Raw genomic sequence first — 19467 nt, 5'->3', positions numbered from 1 at the left:
CGTCGGCGATGTCGCGCATGCATACCTTTATTTCCGGGAACAACACGATGGTGGACATGGGGCGGGACAGGGTGGACGTGCCACGGGGAGAGGTGTGGTGGCGCGCCCTGCTGCTCTTCGGCGCCTTCTGCGGGCTGAAGGCGCTCAGCGCCTTCTTCGTCTTCGAGCCCCTGGCGAGCGCCTCGGTGTGGTTGCCTGGCGGGCTGACGCTCGCCGTCTTCCTGCGCGCGGCCCCGCGCCGCTGGCCCGTGTACCTGGCCGCCGTCTTCGCCGCGGAATTCATCGGGGTGCTCCTCAATGGTAGCTCCTGGCACATGGGCCTCTTCTGGGGGCTGGGCAACTGCCTGAGGACAGTCGTCGGGGCGGGGCTGATGCGGCGCTGGCTGGACGGGCCGGTGACGTTCTCCCGGCCCCGGGACGTGGGCGCGTTGCTCCTCGCCGGAGGCCTGCTCAGCCCCATCCCCAGTGCCCTGCTGGGCATCGGGGCGGTGGCGCTCTTCGGCTCCGCGCCCCTGAGCCCCGAGGCCTTCTGGCGGGGCGGGCTGGGCTGGTACCTCTCCGATGGGTTGGGGGCGCTGCTGTTCGCTCCCCTGCTGCTCACCTGGGCCGCCCGGTGGCCCCTGCCCCGGCGCTCCCTGGAGGACGTGGAACTGGTGGGGACGATGCTGCTGCTGGCGCTCGTGGCCCATGCCGCCTTCGGCGTGTCCAATCCCCGGGGCATCCTCATGTCGATGCCCTACCTGTGCCTGCCCTTCGTCCTCTGGTCGGCGCTGCGGCTGGGGCCTCGGGGCGCGGCCACCGCCGCCATGGTGCTGGGGAGCATCGCCGTCTGGCACACCGCCGCCCATCGCGGGCCCTTCGGGGTGATGGAGGCCACGCTCCCGGAGCGGGTCATCTCCGTGCAGATCTTCCTCGCGGTGGCGGCCCTGTCCACGCTCGTCCTCGCCGCCATGGCGTGTGACCGCCGGCGGGTGGAGCGCGAGCAGCGGCTGCTGGCGGAGTCCGGCGCGGTGCTCGCCGGCTCGCTCAACCCCCAGGAGACCCTGCCTCGCCTGGCCTGGCTCCTCGTCCCGGAGGCTCTTCTCCGGTTTCGCCGTGTGGCTGGCGGACGAGGAGGGGCGGCTCGTCCCGGCGGCGCGGCTGGGGCTGCCGCGGGAGGCCGAGGAGCGGCTGCGCGAGGAGGTCCGGCTGTTGTCCGGGCCCTCCCGGCGCCAGCTCGGCCCGGAAGGCGCGTCGGTCCTGGCGCGCATCCAGCACCACGGCCGCCTGTTGGGAGGCCTGGCGCTGGTGCAGGCCGGACACACCCACCCGGCCCGCTCGCGGGTGCTGGCCTTCGCGGAGGACCTGGCCCACCACTGCGCGCTCGCGCTGGAGAACGCGCACCTGCTCGGGCAGTTCCAGTCCGCCATCCACGTCCGCGACGAGTTCATCACCGTCGCGGCCCACGAGCTGCGCACCCCGCTCACCGCGCTCAAGCTGCAGCTCCAGACGCTGCAGCGCCCGCTGCGGCAGGGCGCCCCCTGCGAGCCGCTCCTCACGCGCTTCCAGGCGGTGTCCCGGCAGGTGGCGCGCCTGGGCCGGTTGGTGGAGGGCCTCCTGGACGTGGGGCGCCTCAACACCGGCCGGCTGCCGCTGGAGCGCGAGCCGGTGGCGCTGGACGAGCTGGTGCACGACGTGGTGGAGCACTTCTCCGAGGAGCTGGGGCGCGCCGGCTGCGAGGTGTCCCTGTCCCTCCAGCCGCACGTCACCGGGGTGTGGGACCGGGCCCGGCTGGAGGAGGCCCTCATCCACCTGCTGGGCAACGCCGTGAAGTTCGGCGCCGGTCGGCCCATCGGGCTCCGGGTGGAGCAGTGGGGCGGCACGGCCCGGCTCCTCGTGGAGGATCAGGGCATCGGCGTCTCCCCGGAGGCGCTGGAGCGCATCTTCGGCCGCTTCGAGCGGGCGGTGCCCTCCCAGGAGTATGGCGGCCTGGGGCTCGGCCTCTTCCTCACCCGGCAGATCGTCGAGGCCCACGGGGGCTCCGTCCACGTCACCAGCCAGCCGGGCGAGGGCGCCACCTTCGTCCTGGAGCTGCCCGCCTCCTCCCCCGGCGCCTACATGCCCCTCCCCGGCCCCTGGCCCCGGCCGCCCGCCGACTCGCACCCCACGTGAAACCCAGGGAATGCCCGGTCCGGACGCCCCTCCCCCCGGTTGTCCTCCAGCCGACCGATGTACGGAAATGTTTCCGACTCCAACGGGATGGCATACAATCCCGAGAGGTGCTGTAACCGTGCGATCTTGCTGGGGCGTCGTCTAAAGGCAGGACGTCAGACTTTGAATCTGATCATCAAGGTTCGAATCCTTGCGCCCCAGCCACCCTTCTTCTCTCGAGGACGGTGGACCGATGCCGCAGCCGCAGAAGGTGCTTCTGCTGGTCCCCCTGGGTAGCCCGACACCGGTGCTCCTCCGGGAGGTGGAGGGCCCTATTTCGCTGCAGCTCGGCCTCGCCTCGGTGGTGAGCAAGTTGTCGCTGCCGGCGCCCGCCTACGCCTTCAACAAGGACCGGGGCCAGTACCACTGCAACGCCATCATGCGCCGCCTGGTGGGGCTGATGGAGCCCGGGCAGTCCATGGTGATGGGCGTCACGGACGTGGACCTCTTCGTGCCGGACTCGCCGTACGTGCTGGGCGAGGCGGACCGGGAGTCCAAGAGCGCCGTGCTGAGCCTGGCCCGGCTGCGCCAGGGCGCCGACGGCGAGCAGGCGCGGCGCCGGCTCCAGGTGGAGGCCGTGCACCAGGCGGGGCACCTGCTGGGGCTCTCCTACTGCGAGGACGCCCGGTGCGTGATGTTCTTCGCCCAGACGCCGCAGGACTGCGACCGCAAGCAGCTGTCGCTGTGCAACAACTGCCGCAACGAGCTGAACAAGCTCAACCGCTAGCCGCTCGTGTTTGAATGCCGCGCCCGCATGGACGTCTCCATGCGCGGGGCCGGAAGGAACAGGAGCACGAGCGTATGAAGCTGTTGCGGATTGTCGGGTTGGCGGCGGTGGTCGGGCTGGCGGGATGTGACTTCGAGGGCATCGACCTGGACGGCGGCGGCGGTGGCGGCGCGGGAGGCACCTTCACCCGCGGCTTCGTCTTCGTGCGCAACGGCACGGCCGGCCGCAACGTGTATGCGGTGGACGACGCGGGGGATCCCAACTCCCCGCTGCAGCTCACCACCCAGGGCGGCGCGTACCACCCCACGGTGTCGCGCAACGGCCGGCTGGTGGCCTTCGTGTACCGGGCGGGCTCCGTGATGGAGCTGCGCACGGTGCCCACCACGGGCACGGGCCAGCCCTCCACGGTGTTCGCCAACACGAGCACCTCTTGCCAGGGCTGCGGCAACTTCCGCTACCCCACCTTCAACCCCAGCGGGAGCACCATCGTCTTCACCCTGGACCAGGGGGGCTACGCGAAGCTGGCCCGGGTGAACGCGGACGGCAGCAGCTTCCAGCTCCTCACCAACGGCAGCCCCTACGTCTACGGCGCGGCCTCCTTCTACCCGGATGGGCAGTCCGTGCTCGCCGCGGGCGGCTACACCACCAGCCAGCTCAACACCCTGGTGAAGGTGGGCGTGGCGACCGGCTCCGCGGACGTCATTTCCTTCAACCTGGGCAACACGGCGCAGGTGGTGATGTCGCGCCCCGCGGTGTCCCCGGACGGCACGAAGGTGGCCTTCGATGGCCGCACCAGCAATGGCTCGCAGATCTTCGTGGCGCCCCTCGGGCAGACGCTCGGCAGCGTGACGCAGGTGACGTCGCACACGGGCGAGTTCGGCGTGGAGGACACCTGGCCGAGCTGGCGCGGCAACACCGAGCTGACCTTCCTGTCCAACTCGGGCGGCAACGACAACGTCTACCGCATCAGCATCGCCTCCACGGGCGCGGGCACCCTCGTGGTCCCGGGCGCCCTGGAGCCCGCCTACGGCGGTTAGGGCCGATTCCCCTGGATGAACGAAGGCCCGGGACCCTTGCTTCGGGTCTCCGGGCCTTCGTGTTTCAACCTGGGGTGCTCGGCTACTCGGGCTTGGCGTTCACCGCAACGCTCGGCGCCACCGTGCCCGTTCCCGTCTTCACCTCCATCGCGTCCGCCACCAGCTCGGTGATGTCCTTCACCTTGATGCGCTCCTCGCGGCCCGTGTCGTTCACCGCGTCGCTCAGCATCGTCGAGCAGAACGGGCACGCCACCGCGACAATCCCCTTGCCGCCCGGCTCCTTGTACTCGCCCACCAGGCCCGGCTTCTGCTTGTCCGTGGCCGAGGGGAACGGCGTGCTCGGGTCCTCGGCGTGCTGGAGCGTCAGCGCCGCCTCGTTCAACCGGTTGTGGTTGATGCGCGTGCCGATGTGCTCCTCCATCCACATCCGCCCGCCACCCGCGCCGCAGCAGAAGCCCTCACGCTGGCTGCGCTGCATCTCCACCACCTCGAGCCCCGGAATCGCCTTCAGCACCTCGCGCGGCGCGTCGTACACCCCGTTGTGCCGGCCCAGGTAGCACGGGTCGTGGTACGTCAGCTTCTGGTTCATCACCGCGGAGAGCTTGATGCGCTTCTCCTTCAGCAGCTCGTTGATGAGCTGCGTGTGGTTGATGACCCGGTACTCGCCACCGAACTCCGGGTACTCGTTCTTGATGGTGTTGAAGCAGTGCGGGCACTGGGTGATGACCGCCTTCACGCCCATCGAGTTCCAGCTCTCGACGTTCGTCTTGGCCATCGTCTGGTACAGGTACTCGTTGCCCAGGCGGCGCGCCGTGTCGCCGTTGCACATCTCCTGCTTGGACAGCGTCGCGAAGCTCACGCCCGCCTCGCGCATGATCTTCACCAGCGCCCGGCTCACCTTCTTCTGCTTGTCGTCGTAGCTGCCCGCGCAGCCCACGAAGAAGAGGTACTCGTACGGGCCGCCGCCGTCACCCCACGTGGGCAGCGCCAGGTCCTCGGCCCACTCGTCGCGCCGGTCCTGGCCCAGTCCCCAGGGGTTGCCCTGGCGTTCAATCCCCTCGAACACGCGCTGGATTTCCGCCGGGAACTCCGCCTTCACCTGCACCTGGTAGCGGCGCATGTCGATGAGCCGCGGCACGTTCTCGATGAACACCGGGCACGCCGTCTCGCACCAGCCGCAGCTCGTGCACGCCCACACCGTCTCCGCCTTCAGCGCGCTCCCGATGATTTCAGGCAGCGGCTCCACCGTGCCCGACGGGCCCCGGCCCTCCTCCACCCACATCTGGTGCTCCCAGACCCAGTGCTTCAGGTCCTGGTTCACGCCCTTGTGGGTGAGCGGCTTGCCCGTGATGTACGTGGGGCAGTGCGTCTGGCAGCGGCCGCACTCGGTGCACGAGTACAGGTCCAGGCCCTGCTTCCAGGTGAGGTCCTTCACCGTCGCGGTGCCGAACTCCTCCTTCTCCAGGTTGGGCGTGGACAGCTTCGCGCTCTGCGTGTTGCGCTGCCCCTGGCCCAGCCGCAGGAAGAAGACGTTGGGCAGGCCCGTAATCACGTGGAAGTGCTTGCCCCAGGGCAGGAAGTTGAGGAACGCCAGGACGATGGCCAGGTGGATCCAGAAGCCCGCCACCCCCAGCACGTGCGCCACCGTGTAGCCCAGCGGCTTCATCGCCATGCCGAACACGCTGGTGACCGGCTCCCACCACACGAAGTTGCTCGTGGCCAGCGGCATCGTCTGCTCGCGCGGCACCATGTGGCTGCCGCCGAAGAGGAACTCCGTCACCATCAGCCCCGAGATGAAGCCGAGGATGAGGTAGGCCTCCCACGAGGGGCTCATGCGGTCCGGCTTCACGCCGGCGCGCAGGTAGACGAAGTAGGCCGCGCCCAGCAGCGCGCCCGCCGCCACCAGGTCCTTGGCCAGCAGGTAGACGCGGTAGACGCCGAGCAGCAGCGGGTGCGCGCCCCAGAAGGGGTCCGTCAGGTCCGTGAGCAGCACCAGCGCCGTCTCGGAGAAGCCCATCACGAACATCATGATGGTGCGCAGCGCCAGCACCAGGAACGCCGCGAAGATGAAGACGTGCATGAGGCCCGGGGTGAATTCCTCCGGGTCCACCATGCGCTTCTGTCCCAGGCCGAAGCGCAGCAGCGCGGCGGCCCGCTGGGGGAGGTTGTCCAGCCGGTTCTCGGGCTTCATCGCCGCCAGGACGCCGATGCGTCCGGCCATGGTCATGACGAAGACGGAGACGCCGATGACGAGGAGGAGGCCTGTAATGATGGGGCTCATGGCGGTGCGGGAATCCTCGCGAAGGTACGCGCGTGTAACCTTGCAACCCTAACAAGGTTGATTCGCGAATCAAGCGCCAGTCCGGGGCGGGCGGCGCAGTGTTTCTACTCGGTGCGAAGCCTGCACGTACCGCAGGCGGGGCAACGTTGACAGCCCAACGTGCATCCCTCACGGTGCCCGTCCCGACGGACCCATGGCCGGTAGCCTCCCAGCGAGGACGGCCCTTCCGTGGGCCGAAGGGGGGACATTCCGTGAGAAGACTTCGAGGAAGCCTGGGCTGCCTGGCCGTGGTGCTGGCGGCGATGAGTGGTTGTTCGGACCCGGGCCAGGGGGCCCCGGGGCCGGTTCCGGTGGCGCCGGTGCAGCGGAGCGCGCACCTGGTGGGGACGCCCGGGCTGGTGAGCGACCTCCAGCCGACCCCGCCGCCGGACCGGACGCACAGTTACCCCAAGAACTTCGTGGTGATGGGCACGACGCGCTTCTTCACCGCGAGCGACCCGATGCACGGCAGGGAGCTGTGGAAGAGCGACGGGACGCCCGCGGGCACCGTGCTGGTGGCGGACATCACCCCGGGACGCGAGGATTCCACCCTCTCCGATTTCACGCTCGCCCATGGCGTGCTCTACTTCGTCGAGGATGGCATCGGCGCCGACGAACGGCTGTGGCGCAGCGATGGAACGGCCGAGGGCACCCGGCCTGTCTTCACCGATCCGGCCTCCCCGCTGATCGTCTCGGACGCCGTGGCCTTCAAGGGCACGCTCTACCTCGTCGCGTCCAGCGATTTCGGCCGGAGCAAGCACCTGTGGACGAGTGACGGGACGCGCGAAGGCACCACGGTCGTGAAGACCTTCCCCCCGGGACGGGCGCCCTGGGGGTTGTCGCGCATGGGGGAGCGGCTCTTCTTCACCGCGGATGACGGCGTGCACGGCAGCGAGCCCTGGGTGAGTGATGGGACGGCCGCGGGCACCGTGATGCTGAAGGACCTCGCTCCGGGGTCCACGAGCAGCTCGCTCCGGTCGTTCGCCGTGGCGGGGAGCGTGTTCTACTTCACCCTCGGGGTGGCCTTCTCCGGGACGCAGCTGTGGAAGAGCGATGGAACGTCCGAGGGGACGGTGCCCCTCTCCAATGTCCCCGGGGAGCCCATCGCCGTCCCGGGCGGCCCCAGGCTCATGGACCTGCACTGGCTGATGTTCTCGGGCGGGACGCTCTTCTTCTCGGCGAATGACAACCTGGCCGGACAGGAGGCTCTGGAAGAGCGATGGCACGCCCGCGGGCACCGTTCGGGTGAAGGACATCAATCCCCTGGGACATGCCTACCCCCAGTCCCCGCGCGACGCCAACGGGGTCCTCGTGTTCGAGGCCCGGGAGCCCGGCACCGGAATGGAATTGTGGAAGAGCGATGGGACGGCCAAGGGCACCGTCCGCCTCACGGACCTCCGGCCGGGCGAGGCCGATTCCGTGTCGGGCCCGTTCGCCGTGGCCGGCTCGCGCGTGTACTTCTTCACCAACCCCGGCATGAGCCCTTACGAGCTGTGGACGAGCGACGGCACCCCGGCGGGGGCGCGGAGGCTGCGGAGCTTCACGCGGACGAGCGCCTCGCTCTACGACTCACTCGGCTTCGCGGACGGCTCCCTGCTCTTCGTGGCGAGTGATGACGTGAGAGGCGACGAGCCGTGGATGACGGACGGGACCCCCGAGGGCACCGTCCTGCTGCGGGACATCCACCAGGGCGCGCATGGCGGCAGTCCCCAGAACCTGATGGACCTGGGCGGCGGGCGCCTCCTCTTCGCGCTCCCCGCCTCCGGCCGCCAGGAGCTGTGGTCGAGCGATGGCACGGAGGCGGGCACCCGGCGGCTCCTGGCCGGAGTGTCGGCCCTCGGCACCACGAGCTGGCGCGTGGGCGGCGTGCGGTACTTCGCCGCGTCCACGACGGAGTGGTCCGCCCACACGCTGTGGCGGAGCGATGGGACGCCGGAGGGCACCTTCGCCCTCCAGGACTTCCCCTCGGGCCTGGGGGCCATCTCGGCCGAGCGGGCCGGACGCCTCTTCTTCTCAGCGGCCACGCCCACCGAGGGCATGGAGCTGTGGGCGAGCGATGGCACGCGCGAGGGCACGGTGCGGGTGACGGACATCCGCCCGGGCCCGGCGTCGTCCTCTCCCCGGAGCTTCTTCAACGTGGGCGGGACGCTCTACTTCACGGCGGATGACGGCGTGCACGGCGCCGAGCTGTGGAAGACGGATGGGACCGCGGCGGGCACGGTGCTGGTGACGGACCTCGTCCCGGGCGCGGAGGGCGCCAACCCGATGGAGATGGAGGACCTGAACGGGACGCTCGTTTTCACCGCCAGCGAGCTCATCGACCTCGGGGGTGGCTTCCCGTGGAGGAAGACGGTGCTGTGGCGGCTGGGGCCGGACGGGCAGCCGCGGAAGATCTCCTTCCCCGCGCCCGCGCCCGGAGTGGGCGTGGGAGAGCCGGCGCGGCTGCGGGTTGTCAACGGCACGCTGCTCGTCTTCGTCGACGACTTCCCGTCCCAGTTGTGGACGTATGACGGGACGTCCGAGCACGCGACCCTGCTCTCCAGGCCGGGCCTCTTGCCCCGCTTTCCCCTCGTGGACCTGGTGGCCGCGGGCAGGGTGCTCTACTTCCTGGTCCGCGATAGCCCGGTGGGCGTGGCGCTGTGGCGCTCGGATGGCACGGCCGCGGGCACGTTCCGGGTGAAGGAGGCGAACCAGACCTGGAAGTATGGGGAGGTCTCCCCGTCTTCCCTGCTGGGGCTCGCGGACCGGGGCCAGGTGCTGCTGCGCTCCTGGCAGGTCGCCACCGGCGTGGAGATGTGGGCCTCGGATGGGTCCGAGGCGGGAACCTCCCTGGTCGCGGACCTCGCGCCGGGGCCCTCCGGCAGCGATCCGCGTTCGTTCATGCGCAGCGGGGACAGCGTGTTCTTCAGCGCCGACGACGGGGTGCACGGCGCCGAGCTGTGGCGTCTGTCGCTGCCCCCAGTGGCGCCCGATACCACGCCGCCCGTCGTGGTGTGTCCGGCGGGGATGTCGGCCGAGCCCACCTCGAGCGCGGGCGCCATCGTCTTCTGGTGGGGGGCCCGGGTCTCCGATGATGTCACCGCGTCCATTCCCCTGACGTACAGCCACCTGCCGGGCAGCACGTTCCCGCTCGGGAAGACGGGGGTGACGGTGACGGCGAGGGACGAGGCGGGCAACGAGGCCTCCTGCACCTTCGACGTCTGGGTGCGCGCCTCCAGCGTGCCCGTGGTGGTGTGCCCGGCGGACGCGGCCACGGAGGCCACCAGCCCCGAGGGCGCCCCGGTCTCCTTCGCGGAGGCCACGGCGGGTGAGGCCGGGGTGACGTACAGCCACGCCCGGGGTGGCACCTTCCCGGTGGGGGAGACGGTGGTGACGGCCACGGCGAAGGACGCGGACGGGAACACCGGCACGTGCACCTTCCGCGTCACGGTGACGGACACCACGGCGCCCACGCTGGCGTGCCCGGCGGATGTGACGGTGGAGACGCGTGAGGCCTCGGGCCGCGCGGTGGAGTACCCGGCGGCCACGGCGGGCGACACCGTGACGGCCGAGCCGCGGGTGACGTACAGCCACGCTTCGGGCAGCACCTTCCCGGTGGGCACCACCCCCGTCACCGCCACGGGGACGGACGCGGCGGGCAACACGGCCTCGTGCTCCTTCCACGTCACCGTGAAGCCCGTGGGCACCGAGGACGACAACGAGGACGAGGAGGGCTCCGGCTGCGCTGCGGCGGGAGGCTCTCCCGCGGGGCTGCTGGGGCTGTTGCTCCTGCTCGCCTGGCCGTCCCTCGGCCGGGCCCGGACGCGCCGGAGCTGAATCCGACGCCCGCCCGAGGCTTCCAAAGGGGTGCCTCGGGCGGGCTTCCACAACACATTGTGTAAAAGCGAGCAGGCGTGCACTACGAGACGTGGCCGGCTGCTTTGAGGCCCAAGGGCTTTACACGGCGGCCGACAATGCCCAACCTGAACGGTAAATCGGTCAACGCGTTGGACGGGGCACACATGGGGTGGGCTCCAGGGTGACCGAGCGGGAGGCGCCCGTGGGGGCGTCGAGCCAGTTGGCCGGCGACCTGAAGCAGCACGGAAAGCGCCCAGGAGAAGCCATGGTGCACGACGACACGACGTACCTGGACGACGAGGGGCTGGCGTATGTGGTTCCGGGCGGCGAGGACGAGGAGTCGGGAACCATCCTGCCGGTGCGGGTGACGACCGGTGGACGGTTGTGGGGAGCCGACGACGCCTACGGCGGGTACGACGCCGAGTAGTGCCACGGCCCCCGCGTCCACGGGACAAGACGCGGGGGCGCGAGTGTGACGCGGAGGGACGCGTCTCCCTGTCGAGCCGGTGCCTGGCACCCGTTCCGGGGATGGAATCCGCGGCTCCGTGTATCTTCCACCCCTTGTGGGTTCTCCGAGCGAATCGAGCGCAGGTGAAGCGGCACCGTCAGGGCATTCCGAGGAGGAGCTCGCGGGCTTCGACCGGCTGCTGCCCACGCTGAAGGAGGCGTACCAGCGCAACCGCGGCAAGGCATGGACGGCCGGGGAAGCTCGGGGAGCTGTCGGGCCTGCCGGTGGAGGAGGTGGCCCGCACGCTGGAGCGGTTCGCCTCGGAGCTGGAACTCGCGGAGGTGCTCTTCGGGGATGAGGGAGATCTCGTCGGCGCCATCCAGCTCTCGCCGGCCGTACTGGAGACGGAGCCCTTCGCGGCCGTGCGCGCGCGGCTCGCGGCCCAGGGTCCGCTGGAGGCCCCCCTCCGGCTCACGCGGCTGTGTGTGGACGGGTACCGGGGGCTGGAAGGGCTCGACGCGCGGCCCGGCGCCCTGACCGTCCTCACGGGCGAGCCGGGCTCGGGCAAGTCCTCGCTCCTCGACTGCCTGGCGCTGCTCGCCTTCGCGGTGGAGCACCCGCTGCCTTCGGGGGTGGACTCGCGCGGCACGGGCCAGCGGCTGTTCTCCGCCGGAGCGCCCGAGCGCCTCCACCTGTCCCTGCACGTCACCAGCGGCGCCGGCCGTGCCTTCCGGTACGCGGTGGAGCTGGGCGGGCCCGAGCGCGCGCCCCGCGTCACCTCGGAGCGCTTCGCCGCCGTGGAGCCGGACGCGAGCGGCCAGAAGCCGGAGACGTTCGCGTTCTTGGACTTCGAGAATGGCGGGGGCGTGGTGCGCACGGTGAGCTGGGCATCGGCGCGTCCCCGCGTGCTGGAGGTGCGCCACACGCTGCCGCCGGACAGGCTCGCGCTGCGCGGGGCGCTGGAGCCCGCCCTGCGCTCCGCCGCCAGCTTCCGCGCGTTCGTCTCCGGCTGGCGCTTCTACCCGGGCTTCGACGTCTCGCGTGGCGCGGTGCTCCGGCGGCCCGTGCCCTCGGAGCCCGAGCCCGTGCTGGCGCCGGATGGCTCCAACCTGAGCGCCGTGCTCTTCCACCTGATGGTGGAGGAGCCGGAGCGCTGGCGCGAGCTCGAGGTCACCCTGCGCGCGGCCCATCCCTCCTTCGAGTCGCTCTCGGTGAAGCCGCGGGGCGGGCCCGGCACCGTCATCGGCGTGTGGCGCGAGGCCGGCGTGCGGGGCGAGCTGACGCTGGCGGACCTCTCGGACGGGACGCTGCGCCTGCTGTGCCTGGCGGCGCTGTGCCTGTCGCCCCGGAAGCCGCCGCTGGTGGGTCTCGACGGGCCCGAGCTGGGACTCCACCCGCGCGTGCTGCCGGTGCTCGCGGAGCTGCTCCAGCGCGCCACCACCGGGAGTCAGCTCCTCGTGGCCACGCAGTCCCCCGCGCTCCTGGCCGCGCTGCCGCCCGGGACGGTGTTCCGGATGAAGAAGGTGGACGGGCGCGTGGGATGGGAGCCGGGGCCGGGTGGGGTGGATGGGACCCGCTCGTGAGGGGGTTCGCGGAGGGTCCGGGTCCAGCATTCCGGGAGAGCGTCCGCAAGTCCGGTGGACGAGCGTCCGGAATGAGGAGCCTTCGGGTTGCGGCCGTGGGGGCCAGTGCGGCGATACTGAGGGGACGCGGTGGCCGCGGGGCGCATGCAGGTGCCTCGCACGGAGGATGAAGCGATGAAGCTGACGGCCTGGGCGGTCGAGCGCGATGGTGAGCGCGGCCGGGATGTACATCTGCTCGTCACCGTGGAGGCCGAGTCGGACGCGCCGCGTGCACCCGTGGCGATGAACCTCGTGCTGGACCGGAGTGCCTCCATGCGAGGCGCGCCGCTGGCCGCCGCCATCGAGGCCGCGCAGTTGCTCGTCGAGCGCGCGGGGCCGAAGGACTACCTGGGGCTGATGACCTTCGACGGGGCGCCGGAGCAGCTCGTGCCGCTGCGGCTCATGGACGCGCAGGCGCGCACCGAGCTGGCCGAGAGCCTTTCGGCGTTGCAGGCCGGAGAGGGCACGGCGCTGCACGAGGCGGTGGAGACGGGAGCGGCCGCGGTGCGCCGGCTGTTCATCCCCGGGGCGCGGCCGAAGCTGCTGATGCTCACGGATGGCGAGCCCTCGGTGGGCCCGCGCTCGCTGGCGGACTTCCGCACGCTGGGGAGCAAGGTGGCCGAGTCCGGCATCACGCTGCACGCGCTGGGACTGGGGCGGCACTACCTGCCGGAGATTCTCGAGGCGCTGACGGGCCCCGCGGGCACGGGCTTCACCCACGTGGACGACGCCGAGGGCCTGCCGGTGGCCACCGCGGCGCTGGTGGCCGAGCTGTTCGGCGAAGTGGGGACGGACGCGCGGCTGTACGTGAAGCCGATGGGCTTCACCGAGCTGCTGTGCCGTCACCGCTACCCGGCGCGGGTGGAGGGGGACGCGCTGAGCGCGGGGTTGGGCTCGCTCTCGCACGCCTTCGCGCGCCGGGCGCTCTTCACGGGGCGGCTGGAGCTGGCGGACTGGTCGCTCGGGGTGACGACGACGTGGACGGAGAATGGGGATACGCGGCGGGTGTCGGTGCCGGTGCAGCGCGTGTTGCCCGACAGCCCCGAGGGCCGTTTCATCCGCGCGGTGGGCGTGGAGCTGGACCTGGTGGCGGCCGAGTCGTCGGCGTGGAAGTCGCTGATGCGGCGCAACCCGATCTCGGCGGAGCAGTCGCTGAAGGTGGCGGAGGAGGCGCTGCGCGAGCTGGTGCGGCTGGCGGTGGAGGCGGTGCCGGCCAAGCGCCACGTGGAGCGGCTGGCGGACCTGAAGCTGGCGGTGGAGCGGCGCGCGGCCGAGCTGCCGGCGCTGGTGGTGCGCCGGGCCCGGGCCGCCGACGCACACACCGGGCTGAGCATCATCCAGCCCGCGATTCCCATCCGGAAGGCGGGGAACTGAGCGCTCAGCGCCAGACGAGCGGAACCGCTCGCGCACCGGGCCGCGGAGCCACTCCCCGGCGGTGATGCGGAAGAGGGCGTCCTGGAGGAGTTGGCACCACTCCGGGAAGTCCTTTGGACGCGGCCGCTCGGCGAGCATTCGAGCGGTAGGGAAGCCGCTGTAACGCGGTGACGGACGTCCGCGTATCATTCATGCCACCGGAGGCCGTCCGCCCGGGAATGCCCGCCTGCCTGGAGGGTTGATGGGAGCCAATCCAGGGGTGGATGGCTGGCGGATGGCGGGCGGGTGGGTTAACGGGAGGCGCATGACGCAGCAGCGGGTACGACGTTCGAGCTGGGTGGGACTTCTCTTCGCGGCGGTGCTGGGGCTGTGCCTCGGCGCGGGCGAGGCCTGGGCCCAATTGCCTTCCACGGCGGTGGCCAGTGGCGCGCCGGACGAGGGCAATGATCGGGTGGAAGCCGCCCTCCTGACGGACGTGGCCCAGGTGAAGGCGGGAGACGCCTTCCGCGTGGGCGTGCGCTTCCGCATGGACCCGGGCTGGCACATCTACTGGAAGAACCCGGGCGAGTCGGGGCTGGCCTCCGAGGTGACGTGGGACACGCCGGGCACCACCGTGGGCGCGCTGCAGTGGCCCGCGCCGTCCACGTTCCGCACGCCGGACGGCTACATCACCACCTACGGCTACGCGGAAGAGGTGCTCCTCTTCGCCGAGGCCCATGCCTCCGAGAAGGCCGAGGGCTCGCTGCAACTGTCGGCCGCGGCGGACGTGCTGGTGTGCGAGGTGCACTGCCTGCCCGCGCAGCTCATGCTCACCCGCAACCTGCCGGTGGGCCCCGAGACGCGGCCGGACCCGGAGCACGCGCCCGGCTTCGACGCGGCCCACGCGCGCGTGCCCGTGGCGCCCGAGAAGCTCCGGCCACGCGGTGTCGCTCGCGCTCGACGCGAAGGCGCTCACCGCGGGCCAGCCCTTCACCGGCACCCTCACCGTGACGGGCCCCCGGGGCCAGCCGGTGCCCGAGGTGGAGAAGGACTTCTTCGTCCCCGAGCGCATCCCCGGCATCGCGAGCCTGGCGCTGTCGCCCGTGGCGGGCAGGCCCGGCACCTTCAAGCTGGAGGGCAAGGCCGCTCCGAGCGTGCCCGCGCAGGAGCCCCGGTTGGCGGGCGTGCTGCGCCTGGGCCGGGCCGCCGCGGGGGCCACCTCGCTGACGTTGAGCCTGCCGCTGGCGTCCGTGGTGGCCGCCGCGCCCGGTGCTCCCGAGGTGAAGGCCGTGGCCCCGGCCGTGGCGGCGGAGTCCTCGCTGTCGCTGGGGCTGGTGCTGCTCTTCGCCTTCCTCGGGGGCGCGCTGCTCAACCTCATGCCGTGCGTCTTCCCGGTGCTGGCCCTCAAGGCCTACGGCTTCACCCGCACCGTGCACGCCGAGCGCGGCAAGGTGGGGATGCACGCGCTGGCGTACGCGGGCGGCATCGTGGGCTCCATGCTGGTGCTGGCGGGCGTGGTGCTGGCCCTGCGCGCCGGAGGCAGCACCGTGGGCTGGGGCTTCCAGTTCCAGGAGCCGCTCTTCGTGGCCGCGGTGGCCGCGGTGCTGGTGGCCTTCGCGCTCAACCTCTTCGGCGTCTTCAACGTGGGCACGGACGGCACCGCGCTGGTGGAGAAGGTGGACTCGAGCCACGGCCTCTCGCGCAGCGCGGGCGAGGGGGTGCTGGCGGTGGTGCTGGCCACGCCCTGCTCGGCGCCGCTGCTGGGCACGGCGGTGGGCTTCGCGCTCGCGGCGGGCCCGGCCACGGTGCTGGCCACCTTCTTCATGCTGGGCCTCGGCCTGGCGCTGCCCTTCTGCCTGCTGGTGCTGGTGCCCGGGCTGACGAAGCTCCTCCCCAAGCCGGGCGCGTGGATGGAGCGCGGCAAGCAGTTGCTCGGCTTCGCGCTGCTGGGCACCACGGTGTGGCTGGTGTGGGTGATGGGCGGCCTCACGGGCGTGGACGGCATGGCGCGGCTGCTCGCCTTCCTCGCCGTGGTGGGCCTGGGCGCGTGGATGTACGGCCTGGCGCAAGGGGCTTCGGGCGGACGCAAGGCGGCGGGCGTGGCGGCGGTGGTGGCGGTGCTGGCGGTGGGCGGCGGCCTGTCCCTGCGCTTCGAGGAGACGGGCCCGGCCGTGCGCAAGGCGTCGATGGTGGCCGAGGCGCAGCCGTGGGACGAGGCGGCGGTGGCCGCGGCGCTGAAGGCGGGGCAGCCCGTGTTCATCGACTTCACCGCGGACTGGTGCCTCACGTGCAAGTTCAACGAGCGCACGGTGCTGACGCGCGAGGAGGTACGGGCCGCCTTCGCGCAGCACAAGGTGGCCTTCTTCGTGGCGGACTGGACGCGGCGGGACGAGCGCATCAGCGCGAAGCTGGCCGAGTTCGGCCGGGCCGGGGTGCCCATGTACCTGGTGGTGAGCCCCGCCGCGCCCGACAAGCCCGAGGTGCTGCCCGAGCTGCTCACGGCCGACTCCGTCACGGAGGCCGTGCGCCGGGCGGCCGAGCGGGTGGCCGACGCGAGATAGCGGCCGCCCCGGAGTTTGTTTCTTCCGCAGTACCCGCACAAGGAGCGCAGAGCGAATGAAGCCTTTCTTCACCGCAGTGGCCCTCGCTGTGATGTTGCCCGTGGCGGCGCTGGCCGCCGACACCGCCCAGGTGGGCAAGCCCGCCCCGGCCTTCACCCTGAAGGACGAGTCCGGCAAGGAGCACTCGCTGTCGCAGTACAAGGGCAAGGTGGTGGTGCTGGAGTGGACCAACCCGGGCTGCCCCTTCGTGCAGCGCCACTACACGGCCGACACCATGCAGAAGACGTTCACGGGCGTGGATGCCAAGAAGGTGGTGTGGCTGGCGGTGGACTCCACCGCGAGCAACACGCCGGACAAGTCCGCGGCCTGGAAGAAGACGGAGGGCTTCACCTACCCGGTGCTGCAGGACGCGAGCGGCACGGTGGGCAAGGCCTACGGCGCCAAGACGACGCCGCACATGTACGTCATCGATGAGCAGGGCGTGGTGCGCTACGCGGGCGCCATCGACGATGATCCGCGCGGCAACAAGAAGGAGGGCACCACCAACCACGTGAAGACGGCGGTGGACGCGCTCCTGTCCGGCAAGCCGGTGCCGGCCGCCACCACGGAGCCGTATGGCTGCTCGGTGAAGTACAAGAGCTGAGCCCCAGGCTGTCGCGGTGAGGCCCTCGCTCCCGGAAGGGGACGGGGGCCTTCGTTTTTTCGGGAAGACAGACGTGGACGGAGTCAGGCCCGGCGCCGCAAGGTGGCGACGAGGACACTCAGCACCCGGAGCCGGGAAGCACTCAGCTCGCGCACCGAGCGGATGAGGCGCCTGACCTGGGGCGAATCCCGCTCGGAGGGCGGCGAGCGCGTCCACGAGGGCGGATGCGCGCAGGCGAGTCCGAGCAGCCGATCCGCGGGAAGGTGGAGCACCAGGCACAGACGGCGCAGGGTGAGGACGCTGGGCAGCAACAACCCCCGCTCCAGACGGCCGTACACCTCGTGGGAAAGCCCGAGGCGCTCGGCCACGTCCGCCTGGGTGAGACCGGCTCGCAACCGGGCCTCGCGGGCCGTGTTGCCCAGGGTCTTCGAGAGGCGGCGCCGCACTGCGGGCCCACCCCGGGAACGGGGACCTGTCGTCACGTCGCACCCCCCATAAGAACAACGCTCCACCGAGGGCTGCCAGGCACCTCGGGGAGCGTTGAGTTGGCGCCCCGCCATGACGCGGGTACGCCGGTACTGCGCTTGGGAGGGAGCCCACGAAATCCACTGCTGGCAGTCAGTGGGTTTCGTGGACTACTTCGCGAGTCCCTATAGGAACATGACTTTTGCGGTCATGCAAGCGCCTTGGCTCACGGGAGGATGGACTGGGGCGTCCGGGTGGTCGCGCCGACCGGCAGGTAGCACTTGCCCTGGTACTCGGCCTGGTTCTTGAGACAGGGCGGGCGCTTCTCCAGCGCCACCCAGCACCCGCCATTGATTTCCACTTCGCCCTCGTCGGGGAAGCAGGGCGCCTTGGCCTGGTTGCGGAAGGGGCCCCCGGGCATGGGATAGGCGAAGACCGCCACGCCCCGCTCGTGCTTGTCGATCATGATGGGCGCATCGAGGCGGGCCGCGGCCTCCGCGCCCACCCCATGGGCCGTGCGGGGTTCATGCGCCGGGCCTGTGTCGAAGCCGGTGACGCCGAGCCAGAGACCCACGCCGAGGGTCACCGTGGCGAGGCCCGCGAGGGCGAGTCCCCACCGGGAGCGCAGCCATCGGCGCGAGCGGCCGAGCCATCTGCGCCGCAGTCCGATGGGCTCTCGGGTCAGGTGGGCGCGGGCGTCGGCGTTCCGTTCCACGCGCTCGACCACGGAGGCCAGCAGGTCGAGCAACTCCGACAAGGCCGGCAGCCGGCCCGAGGCGGGAGCGTGCTCCACCTCCAGCACGACATGGGGAGGCGACACGTGCGAGGAGGCGGAGATCCGCCAGTCCTCCATGGGCTCCCAGTCCGCGTGCCGGTCGGGCATCAGCACCAGGGCCGAGGCCCCGGTATCAACGTTGTGCGCCTCGTAGAGGCGGCCCAGTCCTCCCCCGAGGTCCTTGTGCTTGTAGCGCCTGCCGAGGTGGAACGGCCCCAGTCTTCCGCCCTTGAAGGGTGGTTCGTCCGCCATGTGCTGCCTCCTTCCGCGAGCCCTTCTATCACCTCTCGGAACGGGAGGCCGCACCTCATCTCGCAGGTCACCCCCCACGCTGTCCGAGGCGCTCCAGTTCGGCCTGGGACTCCGCTGCTGTTCGTCGCGTGCCATGCACGTCAGGGTGCGGCACATGACCTGTCTGGTCAATCTCCCCCGCGTGACCCGTGAACAGCGGTGGGCCATGTGACACAGGCGCGCCGATCCGAGTGAACGGTGTCACGGAGTGCGGCGCTGGCCGTCCCCTTCGGGAGCGCGTGTCCCATCTCACGGACGCTCGAGCCGCTCGCTTAAGCCAAGCAAAGTAATTCCGTTCAGGGGGTAGGTCCCGGCCGCGAAGGGGAGCAACTGGTCCGATGGTCGGACCAGTCGGCACGCCGCGCGGCCAGAAGGTGCCCTCCGCGTTGCTGCAAGAGCACCCCTGAACGGATTTACTTCGTATGGCTTGGCCCGGCACCTGTGCCTTCCGCGCACCTTCCCCCACCGCCGGGGCCGAGGTGGCGGGGCCCGTGCGTTGACAGAGGGAGATCCTGCCACTGAAGATGACGAGGAAGCGGGGGGGATGTGACGACTTGGGCTCGGCAGCGCGGGTGGGGCGCGGAAACGCGGAGCAACGACCATTGATCCGCTCCAATGTCGCGGCCAGGCGCCTATTCGAGAGACGCGCAGGGCCGCTGCTCCTTGTGGGGCTCTCGATGTTGGTGGCCTGCAACAAGCCGAAGGCCGAGGAGAAGCCGGGCGCACAACTCGCGCAGGTGGAGGAAGCCCCCGTCATCACCGAGCCCGTCTCGCTGGAAATCAACGGCTTCAACTACACCGACTTGTACATCGACAGCTTCGAGGTGAATGGCCAGGGTGGAGGAAACCTCTTCGTCAGCTCTCCGACCTCGGGCGGTGGTGGAGGCGTGTGCTGTGTGAGCTTCACTCCGGGCACCCGACTTCCGGTGCAACTGAAGCTCAAGTGGACACGGGACCGGAAGCGCTGGTGCGAGAAGGAAGCGCTGCTCACTGGGCCAGTGCCAGCCAATCCCCGCCATCTCGGAGTGCACTTCTTTCTCGATGGGCATATCGAGGCCGAACTCACGGAGCAGGACCCGGAGCCGAGGCTACGACTGGAGCGAGTCGATCGAGGTAAACGCAAGGAGTCGGGTAACACCGTGACGGACGAGCAGACCGCGAGGTGCAAAGATGGCTACTAACGACGAGCCGAACGAAC

Annotated in this window: 14 protein-coding genes, 1 tRNA gene and 2 pseudogenes; 14 read left to right on the top strand and 3 right to left on the bottom strand. The window is 71.0% G+C overall.

Going from position 1 to position 19467, the window contains the following annotated elements:
- Positions 1-8: 8 nt before the first annotated feature.
- The 5 genes and pseudogenes from ACN28I_RS27585 to ACN28I_RS27565 all read left to right on the top strand — a co-directional run.
- A pseudogene (locus tag ACN28I_RS27585) lies at positions 9-896 on the top strand (MASE1 domain-containing protein); the annotation flags it as partial.
- 199 nt (positions 897-1095) lie between these two features.
- On the top strand, positions 1096-2151 hold the full coding sequence (locus tag ACN28I_RS27580; protein ID WP_420944915.1) for a sensor histidine kinase: 1056 nt from the start codon (positions 1096-1098) through the stop codon (positions 2149-2151).
- A 130-nt stretch (positions 2152-2281) separates the two neighbouring features.
- Positions 2282-2355, top strand: a tRNA-Gln gene (locus ACN28I_RS27575).
- A gap of 28 nt (positions 2356-2383) precedes the next feature.
- Complete coding sequence (locus tag ACN28I_RS27570) at positions 2384-2917, top strand: non-proteolytic archaemetzincin-like protein (protein ID WP_420944914.1); 534 nt, start codon at positions 2384-2386, stop codon at positions 2915-2917.
- A 74-nt stretch (positions 2918-2991) separates the two neighbouring features.
- Positions 2992-3954, top strand: a complete 963-nt coding sequence (locus ACN28I_RS27565; RefSeq protein WP_420944913.1) for a TolB family protein — start codon at positions 2992-2994, stop codon at positions 3952-3954.
- 82 nt (positions 3955-4036) lie between these two features.
- On the opposite strand, the gene ACN28I_RS27560 is transcribed toward ACN28I_RS27565, so the two are convergent.
- Complete coding sequence (locus tag ACN28I_RS27560; protein WP_420944912.1) at positions 4037-6235, bottom strand: (Fe-S)-binding protein; 2199 nt, start codon at positions 6233-6235, stop codon at positions 4037-4039.
- Positions 6236-6486: 251 nt separating this feature from the next.
- Here ACN28I_RS27560 and ACN28I_RS27555 point away from each other — a divergent pair, with 251 nt between their 5' ends.
- The 8 genes and pseudogenes from ACN28I_RS27555 (at position 6487) to ACN28I_RS27520 (ending at position 16738) form a co-directional block, all read left to right on the top strand.
- A complete protein-coding gene (locus tag ACN28I_RS27555) occupies positions 6487-7887 on the top strand; it encodes an ELWxxDGT repeat protein (RefSeq protein WP_420944911.1) in 1401 nt (466 codons plus the stop codon).
- 25 nt (positions 7888-7912) lie between these two features.
- Positions 7913-10090 carry an ELWxxDGT repeat protein gene (locus ACN28I_RS27550; RefSeq protein ID WP_420948724.1) on the top strand — a complete coding sequence of 726 codons (2178 nt, stop codon included), beginning with the start codon at positions 7913-7915 and terminating at the stop codon, positions 10088-10090.
- A 286-nt stretch (positions 10091-10376) separates the two neighbouring features.
- Complete coding sequence (locus ACN28I_RS27545; RefSeq protein WP_420944910.1) at positions 10377-10538, top strand: hypothetical protein; 162 nt, start codon at positions 10377-10379, stop codon at positions 10536-10538.
- A gap of 314 nt (positions 10539-10852) precedes the next feature.
- Positions 10853-12142, top strand: coding sequence for an AAA family ATPase (locus ACN28I_RS27540; protein ID WP_420944909.1), 1290 nt, complete (start codon positions 10853-10855; stop codon positions 12140-12142).
- A gap of 174 nt (positions 12143-12316) precedes the next feature.
- A complete protein-coding gene (locus tag ACN28I_RS27535) occupies positions 12317-13555 on the top strand; it encodes a vWA domain-containing protein (protein WP_420944908.1) in 1239 nt (412 codons plus the stop codon).
- Positions 13556-13796: 241 nt separating this feature from the next.
- Positions 13797-14297: pseudogene (locus ACN28I_RS27530) on the top strand (protein-disulfide reductase DsbD domain-containing protein); the annotation flags it as partial.
- 181 nt (positions 14298-14478) lie between these two features.
- Positions 14479-16095: a protein-disulfide reductase DsbD family protein gene (locus ACN28I_RS27525; protein WP_420944907.1), complete on the top strand. Its 1617-nt coding sequence runs from the start codon at positions 14479-14481 to the stop codon at positions 16093-16095.
- A gap of 55 nt (positions 16096-16150) precedes the next feature.
- The gene (locus ACN28I_RS27520; RefSeq protein WP_420944906.1) at positions 16151-16738 is read left to right on the top strand and encodes a thioredoxin family protein; all 588 of its coding nucleotides are present in this window, start codon (positions 16151-16153) and stop codon (positions 16736-16738) included.
- 83 nt (positions 16739-16821) lie between these two features.
- On the opposite strand, the gene ACN28I_RS27515 is transcribed toward ACN28I_RS27520, so the two are convergent.
- Positions 16822-17184, bottom strand: a complete 363-nt coding sequence (locus ACN28I_RS27515; protein ID WP_420944905.1) for a helix-turn-helix transcriptional regulator — start codon at positions 17182-17184, stop codon at positions 16822-16824.
- A gap of 245 nt (positions 17185-17429) precedes the next feature.
- Entirely contained in the window at positions 17430-18230 is an 801-nt protein-coding gene (locus tag ACN28I_RS27510; protein ID WP_420944904.1) for a hypothetical protein, read from the bottom strand.
- A 716-nt stretch (positions 18231-18946) separates the two neighbouring features.
- On the opposite strand from ACN28I_RS27510, the gene ACN28I_RS27505 reads away from it, so the two are divergent.
- Positions 18947-19450 carry a DUF3304 domain-containing protein gene (locus ACN28I_RS27505; protein ID WP_420944903.1) on the top strand — a complete coding sequence of 168 codons (504 nt, stop codon included), beginning with the start codon at positions 18947-18949 and terminating at the stop codon, positions 19448-19450.
- Positions 19451-19467: the final 17 nt, after the last annotated feature.

It is taken from the genome of Archangium gephyra, from assembly GCF_049060025.1.
Taxonomy (GTDB): domain Bacteria; phylum Myxococcota; class Myxococcia; order Myxococcales; family Myxococcaceae; genus Archangium; species Archangium gephyra_A.
The sequence above is the reverse complement of the archived record's forward strand: the minus strand, read 5'-3'. Positions and strand labels throughout refer to the sequence as shown.